This window comes from Pseudomonadota bacterium (assembly GCA_030859565.1).
Classification (GTDB): domain Bacteria; phylum Pseudomonadota; class Gammaproteobacteria; order JACCXJ01; family JACCXJ01; genus USCg-Taylor.
In genome coordinates, this window is sequence record JALZJW010000159.1 from 1 (window position 1) to 7661 (window position 7661).

At 55.5% G+C, this 7661-nt stretch carries 9 protein-coding genes; 2 read left to right on the forward strand and 7 right to left on the reverse strand.

Translation table 11 applies throughout. The features are described 5' to 3' along the window. On the reverse strand, positions 1 to 845 hold an 845-nt coding region (locus tag M3436_17760), incomplete at its 3' end, for an insulinase family protein (protein MDQ3565862.1). Between the two features lie 260 nt (positions 846 to 1105). Here M3436_17760 and ftsY point away from each other — a divergent pair. After that, entirely contained in the window at positions 1106 to 2029 is a 924-nt protein-coding gene (ftsY, locus tag M3436_17765) for a signal recognition particle-docking protein FtsY (protein MDQ3565863.1), read from the forward strand. 103 nt (positions 2030 to 2132) lie between these two features. Next, positions 2133 to 2999 carry an RNA polymerase sigma factor RpoH gene (gene rpoH / locus M3436_17770; protein ID MDQ3565864.1) on the forward strand — a complete coding sequence of 289 codons (867 nt, stop codon included), beginning with the start codon at positions 2133 to 2135 and terminating at the stop codon, positions 2997 to 2999. A 206-nt stretch (positions 3000 to 3205) separates the two neighbouring features. Here rpoH and cyoE read toward each other — a convergent pair whose 3' ends face one another. The 6 genes from cyoE to M3436_17800 form a co-directional block, all read right to left on the reverse strand. Further along, positions 3206 to 4102 (reverse strand): heme o synthase, encoded by an 897-nt coding sequence (gene cyoE, locus M3436_17775; protein MDQ3565865.1) that lies wholly within the window; start codon positions 4100 to 4102, stop codon positions 3206 to 3208. A 42-nt stretch (positions 4103 to 4144) separates the two neighbouring features. Beyond that, positions 4145 to 4330, reverse strand: coding sequence for a hypothetical protein (locus M3436_17780; GenBank protein ID MDQ3565866.1), 186 nt, complete (start codon positions 4328 to 4330; stop codon positions 4145 to 4147). A gap of 291 nt (positions 4331 to 4621) precedes the next feature. Then, positions 4622 to 5551, reverse strand: a complete 930-nt coding sequence (locus tag M3436_17785; GenBank protein ID MDQ3565867.1) for a glycosyltransferase — start codon at positions 5549 to 5551, stop codon at positions 4622 to 4624. Positions 5552 to 5869: 318 nt separating this feature from the next. Next, the gene (locus tag M3436_17790) at positions 5870 to 6427 is read right to left on the reverse strand and encodes a dTDP-4-dehydrorhamnose 3,5-epimerase family protein (GenBank protein MDQ3565868.1); all 558 of its coding nucleotides are present in this window, start codon (positions 6425 to 6427) and stop codon (positions 5870 to 5872) included. 257 nt (positions 6428 to 6684) lie between these two features. After that, the gene (gene rfbF / locus M3436_17795; protein ID MDQ3565869.1) at positions 6685 to 7458 is read right to left on the reverse strand and encodes a glucose-1-phosphate cytidylyltransferase; all 774 of its coding nucleotides are present in this window, start codon (positions 7456 to 7458) and stop codon (positions 6685 to 6687) included. A gap of 84 nt (positions 7459 to 7542) precedes the next feature. After that, positions 7543 to 7661, reverse strand: a 119-nt coding sequence (locus M3436_17800; GenBank protein ID MDQ3565870.1) for a sugar transferase, incomplete at its 5' end; no start/stop codon positions are given.

The following is a 7661-nucleotide window of genomic DNA, read 5'->3' on the forward strand; positions in this document are numbered from 1 at the left end:
CCAGCGAGCACCTCAAGGGCATACACTTCTTCGCGGCTGACGTGCTTCGATCCGCCGATGGCGGTGCGCAGTACCGGGACCTTATAGCCCATGATCAGGTAAGGCACCTTGGCCGGTTGCCGGACGGTCACGCGGCGTATCCCTTTTTGTACCACCTCCGTGCGGGACTTCACGGGCAGCACGGGGGACTTCGGCACCGGCCCGAAATATTTCTTAGCCAGCGCGGCGACCTCATCCGTGACGACATCGCCCACCACCACGACAACGGCGTTGTTCGGCGCATACCAGCGCCGATACCAACTGCGGAGATCGGTCGCGTTGAGCTGTTCAATGTCGTTCATCCAACCGATGATCGGCTGTCGGTAGGGACTCGTTTGAAACGAAAGCGCCCGGGCTGTCTCGGCAAACAGGGCCTCCGGGTTGTCCTCCGTGCGCAACCGCCGCTCTTCCATGACCACCTTGATTTCTTTGGCGAATTCCTGGTCCGACAGCGTCAGTCCTCGCATCCGATCCGCTTCGAGCCCGAAGCTCACGGCGAGGTGTGCCCTGTCCAGCTTTTGAAAGTAGGCGGTGTAATCGATCCCGGTGAAGGCGTTTTCTTCCCCGCCGTGCTCCGAAATAATGCGCGAGAACTCGCCGGGACCGTGCCGCGCCGTGCCTTTGAACATCATGTGCTCAAGCGCGTGCGAGATCCCCGTGATGCCACCGTGCTCGTAACTCGATCCGACTTTGTACCACACTTGCGACACCACCACCGGCGCGCGATGATCTTCCTGCACGATGACCTTGAGTCCGTTTTCAAGTGAGAATTCACGCGCCTCGCCCGCGGCGTGGGTTGGCGTTATCGCCGTAAACGCCAGGCTCGCGATCCCTAATTTAAATAACCTCGACAATGCCCCTCCTTCGCACCTTGTTGGAAACGCGACTGCATCGAAAGCTAGCATACCGCAACCCACGTAGTTAGCCCAACGTCGCCGGGCCAGCCCTGCCCTTCGTAAGCCGATGGCAAGGGTGGTAGGATGGTCGCCCCGATTCATGCCTAATCATCCGACCGCCAAAATTCCGGCCGCCGCCATTGCATGATCCGACCAAGCGCCGCGCCACCATGGGCTTTAGAGAAGGCCTAAGACGCACCCGCGAACGGCTCGGCGCGGGCTTCGCGCGGCTCACGCACCTGGGCGCGAGCATCGATGCTACGACCTTGGAACAGATTGAAACGCTGCTGCTCGAGGCGGATGTCGGGGTCGAAACCACCGAGCGCATCATCGCTAAACTCGCGCTGCATGTGAAACGGCGCGAGCTTAGCCGAACGGATCGGCTATTCCAAGCGTTACGCGCGGAGCTCCTCGAAAACTTGGCGCCCGTCTCCCGCCCGCTCATCATCCCGCCAAGCCCCCCGAGCCCCTTTGTCCTACTGATGGTGGGTGTCAACGGGACCGGCAAGACCACCACGATTGGAAAGCTGGCTCACCTCTTGTGCACTCGTGGCCGCTCCGTCGCGGTCGCGGCCGCCGATACCTTTCGCGCCGCCGCGGTCGAGCAACTGACCGTCTGGGGCGAGCGCGCGGGGGTTCCGGTCACGGCGAAGGCGGGTGGGAGCGATCCGGCCGCCGTCGCCTTCGAGGCCTTTGAAAACGCGGCGGCGCGCGGCACGGAGGTTTTGATCGTCGATACCGCCGGCCGTTTGCATACGCAACAGAACCTCATGGACCAGTTGAAAAAAATCCGCCGGGTGCTGGGCAAAATCGATCCCGGCGCCCCGCACGAAACCATGCTGGTGGTCGATGCAACCACCGGTCAAAACGCGCTCAATCAAGGCGCTCAGTTTCATGAGGCGGTAACGCTGAGCGGCGTTACCTTGACGAAGCTCGACGGGACGGCGCGCGGAGGAATCGTCTTTGCCTTGGCGGAACGCCTCAAGATCCCGATCCGATTTATCGGGCTGGGTGAAAAAATCGATGACCTCAAGGAATTCGATCCGGCGGAGTTCGTCGATGCCCTATTAAATGGACCCAAGAGCGACCATTGAGCCCGCGCTGTGGGCGCGCCGCGACAGGAACCTATGGGTTGAATTAGCACTCTTAATCCGTGAGTGCTAGTATAGTGAAATGCAACCGGGGAGAATAGCTTCGATGACCCAAGCCTTGGAATTACCGCTAACGCTGCCCACGGGCTCGCTTGCGACCTATATCAATTCCGTGAACCGGATACCGATGTTGAGCGCCGCCGAGGAGCGGGAACTGGCGCTGCGATATCGCCACGATGATGATCTAGACGCCGCCCGCCGATTGGTCATGTCGCATCTCCGCTTTGTGGTGCGCGTGGCGCGCGGGTATAACGGTTACGGTTTGGCGCAGGCGGATCTGATCCAGGAAGGCAATATCGGTCTCATGAAGGCCGTTAAGCGATTTGACCCCGCCGTTGGCGTTCGGTTAGTGTCCTTCGCCGTGCACTGGATCCGCGCCGAGATGCACGAGTTCATCTTGCGCAACTGGCGCATCGTGAAAGTCGCCTCCACCAAAGCCCAGCGTAAGCTGTTCTTTAACCTGCGCAACGCCAAGAAACGCCTCGGGTGGATGAGTCCAGAAGAAGTGCAAGACGTGGCGCGCGATCTTGGGGTGCATCCACGGACCGTTGTGGAGATGGAAGAGCGCCTTAACGCCTATGACACGTCCTATGATCACGCTAACGATGAGGATGCCGCGGCGCCCGCGAATTACCTGGAGGATCGGCGCTTCGAGCCCCAGGCACTCGCCGAATATGACGAGATGCATCACGATCGGGAAGATCTCCTGCATACGGCGCTGGCGACCCTCGACGAACGCAGCCGGGACATCGTGACCCGCCGGTGGTTGCAAGAGGACAAATCCACGCTCCAAGATCTTGCGCGCGAGTACGCGGTCTCGGCGGAACGGATCCGGCAACTCGAGCAGTCCGCCTTCAAAAAACTGCGCTCGACGCTTGATGTTACGGCGTTACTGCCCGCGCCGGGTCAGTGATCCGCCGGGAGTTGGCGCACGCGATACCAAATCGAGATCAAATAGAGCGCTAGGAAAACGGCAGAATAGTATTCCTGCGCCACGCTGTAGCGGATCGCCAGCGGCAACGGGCCTATTCCAAACCAATCTTCCAGCCGGTCCGGTAATCGGATCAGTATGGCCAGCAGGGCAGCTCTTGGAGAGGGGTTTCCGTCGCTGGGGCCGACCTAAAGGAGGGCATAGAGGGTCGCCACGCGGTCGGATAGGAGCAACAAGAACAGCCCCGCCAGATAGGCAATCGAAAAGGTAAAGGTCTTCATTGCCCAACGGTCGGTAGGATCGCGCTGCATGCGCATGACGTGATACAGGAAGAGCGCATCGAGAACGATGGCGCCCGTAAGATAAAGCACTCCACTCATATAAGTCGCGAAGGGTAGTAAGCTCACCATGGATAAAATCACGGTGTAAAGAAAGATCTGCAGGTGTGTGTAGTCGACTCCGTGAGTAATGGGCAGCATCGGGATGTCCGCGCGCGCGTAGTCGTGGCGGCGGTAAATGGCCAGCGACCAGAAGTGCGGCGGTGTCCAGGCGAAGATGATCAGAAACAACAACAAGGCATGGGGATCAATCGTGCCGGTCATTGCAACCCAGCCTAGGACCGGAGGCGCCGCCCCGGCGGCCCCGCCGATAACGATGTTTTGCGGTGTCGCTCGCTTCAGGTACAGCGTGTACACCACTGCATAGCCGATCAAAGATACTGCCGTTAAGACCGCCGTCAACACGTTGACATAGGCGATCAATATTGTCATCGACGCCGTACCCATAATCGCCGCGAAGATCAGCGCGCGGGACTTGTCTACGGATCCTTGCGGAAGCGGTCTGTGTTGGGTCCGGATCATCAATGCGTCGATTCGATGATCCGCCACGTGATTGATAACCGCGGCCGCGGAAGCCGCCAATGCGATTCCGGCTGTACCGCAAATAAAGGGTTGGAGCGCAAGCGATGGCGCGAGCAGCATGCCGACGATAGCCGTAAGCATGATCAACGCAACCACGCGCGGCTTACACAGATCAACATATGCCCGCCACGAGGCCGTGGATTGAAGCTCTAGGGTATCGAACATATTCCTTACTGCCGCCGTCGCGACCGCAATGCCACTCGCACGCTAAGAGTCACGGACCGGGCCCCGCGCAAGCTGCGCGGCTTGACTCGATATCTTGCCGCCCAGGCCGGTCACCTCGCAGAACGTATCGTGGAGTGGCACCAGCGCGTAGCCGAAAGCAAACATCGCCAACGACGCTAAAGCAAGGCGCCACGCGCCTCGGCGATTGGCTCTGTCGAGTCGATTCATGCTGTTGAAAAGAGCTGCGAGGGGATTATGCGTAACTAAATGCTACCGAATCGATTTATAACAAATTTTCTACACTGAAGCTAACTCAAAGCGCTAAGCCGCCTCCTAGCGAGGCATTACCCCAAACCGATGAGGCGTGAGCGGTTCGGGTTAACCGTCAGAAGTGCGATACACTCTATCGTAGCCGTGCTGTGACGTATTAGAACCCCGGGTGGTCCGGGGCACATGCCAGTTTACTCTTTGTCTCTACTTTGGAAGATAGGGATGTTCCCTCCGCATAATGATGGTGGCCTAAGTTTTCACGATCGGCCCGGCCACTTTCCTGAAAGATTGCCGCGCGATCTGTTTTCCAGCAGAGAGGAGATCCTGAACAAGCCCTTTGGGAAACCGGAGAATCCATAAGCCGACTTGTGGGTAGCAGCGTAGTTTCTGATACCAGTTCAGTTGAGAACACTGGATAACCTTCGCAAGTTCGCCAACGAGCCTAAATCTGGGCAAGAGGATGCGCGCTTGGTTTAGCGGGTTCTCATAGATCGACATGGCTTCGGGTTTTAGAAGATTCGATACTTCGGGGTAGGTGCGTCGAAAGAAAAGCCGCTCTGGAACCTCGTAAAATATTCCGAGCAATACGAACTCGGAGAGAAGCACGATGTCCCCCCCATAGATGCTAAGGTGTTGTCGCGTCTTCCTTAAGGCTTCGGTTCTCATTAATCCGGTGAACGGATTGCATTGCCAGGTTCGCCGGAAGCGTCGATGGAAGGATTTATAGCGATCAATGGGATTCTTTTCTGTTAGGTGCAGTCCGTCTTTAACATCACGAACCAAGTTGCCACATTCGTCGATCATGGCCGATTTAGTGTAGCACAGTACTACCGTGAGACGACGCTCAAGAATCTCGACGCAGCGAGCGAGATACTCCGGAGCACACACGTCGTCATGATGTGCCCATCTAAAGTACTTACCCTTGGCAAGCTCGAAAACGCGATTATGATTGGGTGCGCATCCGATATTCCTAGCGTTTCGATGATAACGAATACGACCATCCTTATCCGCGTACGCACGACAGATCGCTTCGGTCCCATCGGTTGAAGCATTATCGGAAATGATGATCTCAAAATCACCAAAGGTCTGGGCGATTAGCGAATCAAGCGCCTGCTTAATAAACCTCTCGCCGTTAAAAACGGGCATCCCAATAGAAACCAGCGTTTGGTTAGTGCTCATGCGATTACCTTAATCCAGCAACCGATTGATTTTTAACAAGCAAGACGGAGCCGTTAAAAAACCTACACGATGAGCCGATTGGTGCCGGCGCAGTACCGGTCTGTTAGCCATCATACAAGATTGACGATTAGGTCGTGCGGGTCAGCCGATGATTATACCCGGCGCTAAGGAAGCTCTGCAAAAGTTACTGCGCAGCCCATCTGCTTTGTCGCGTGCTCGCTCGTCGCTCGCCTATCTACCTGATATGTCTCGCGACTCGTTCCGGCGGCTTCGCGCATCCGGGCTTGCTCGCGACACTTTTGCAGAGCTTCCTAAATCTCATTCCCCGCGATCTTGCCGCGGGGTTCTGATCTCTAGCAATGGCCAGGCAAGATCCTTGTCAGCCATTTCGGTAACCGGAATTGGCCATTTGATATCAAGCGTAGGGTCATCGTAACGCAAACCATGCTGGCAAGCAGGGACATAAGAGCTACCCATCTGATAAAACACCTCAGTGTCGTCAACCAAGGTTTGAAATCCATGTGCGAACATTCCGGGGATGTATAACATGCGTCGATTTTCCGAAGTTAATTCTATACAACAATGGCCTAGATAGGTGGAAGAGTCGGGCCGCAGGTCGACGATGACATCGAAGATCGCACCCGCAGTACAGCGGACTAGCTTAGTCTCGCTCGCGGGAGAGACCTGATAGTGCAGCCCACGTAAGGTCCCTCTTTTAAAGTTCAACGATAGATTGCATTGAGCAACGAAAACGCTTAGACCGTGGGCTTGAAATTCGTCGACGCAAAAGGTTCTCGCGAAAAAACCCCGCGGATCGACTCTCGGTTCCGGATCGATCAGGTATGCACCCTTCAATGCTGTTTCGAAAAAGAGCATCCTGGTAACCGTCTTGTTCTAATTCCCGCAGTGTAGAACCATTCCAACGCCGTATGTCTCATCGACAACGTCATGGGCGCTAGCCATGGTCCGTTGTTTTTCGTCATCTGGCTTGGCCTATTGAAGTAGTCAAGAGATTTTTGGTTTCAGTAGCCACGATCTCGAGCCGTCGCCACCAGCGAGAACTGGGTTCTGGCAAACCCGTCAGGAGGATTGATAGGAATAGGCTCTAGCCCAGCACATCAGGCTACATGCTTTTACCAAACTTTCCAAGGGGGATCCCCGCTTTGCCAAGCCTGCTCTAGCACGTGTTTATCCCTCAAAGTATCCAAACAGTGCCAAAAGCCCGGGTGACGGTACGCCGACAATTGTCCTGCATGCGCTAAGGTCGTCAGCGGTTCTTGTTCCCACACGGTCGCATCATCGGTGATTAAATCCAAAACTTGCGGTTCCAGTACAAAGAAACCGCCGTTGATCCAAGCTCCGTCACCTTTTGGTTTTTCCCTGAAACTTGAAATTTTCGCCTCGCTGTCGCCAAGCTTAAACGCGCCGAACCTGCCTTCCATCTGTACAGCGGTAAGTGTAGCTAAGGTCGCCTGCCCGCGATGAAAGGCTACAAGCTCACGAATGTTTACGTCGCTAACACCATCTCCGTAGGTAAGGCAGAACGTTTCGTTCTCGATATAATCGCGTACCCGCTTAATTCGGCCGCCAGTCATAACGTCAATGCCGGTATCGACTAGCGTCACTATCCAAGGTTCGGCACTGGATTGACGAACCTTCATCGAATTATTGCGTATGTCGAAGGTTACATCGGAGTAATGCAAGTAATAGTTTGTGAAAAACTCCTTGATCACATGTCCTTTGTAGCCGCAGCAGATGATAAATTCGTTGATACCGTGGGCGGAATAGATTTTCATTACGTGCCATAGTATGGGCCGGCCTCCAATTTCTACCATCGGCTTAGGCCTTACGCTGCTTTCCTCGCTGATCCTGGTGCCAAATCCACCTGCGAGTATCACTGCTTTCATTTAACATCCCTCCTCGGTCATCTTAGGACGATGCGTCTCGCTACACCGGTGACAACAATAGTGGCAGGCTATCTATAGAGGGTATTAATAGGCGTTCTTTCCGAGGGCGACTATAAATATCGTAATAAGGATAATTTTCAGATCGAAATACGGTGACCACGATCGGATATAGTCAAGATCAAATCGTAGTCGCATTTGCATTT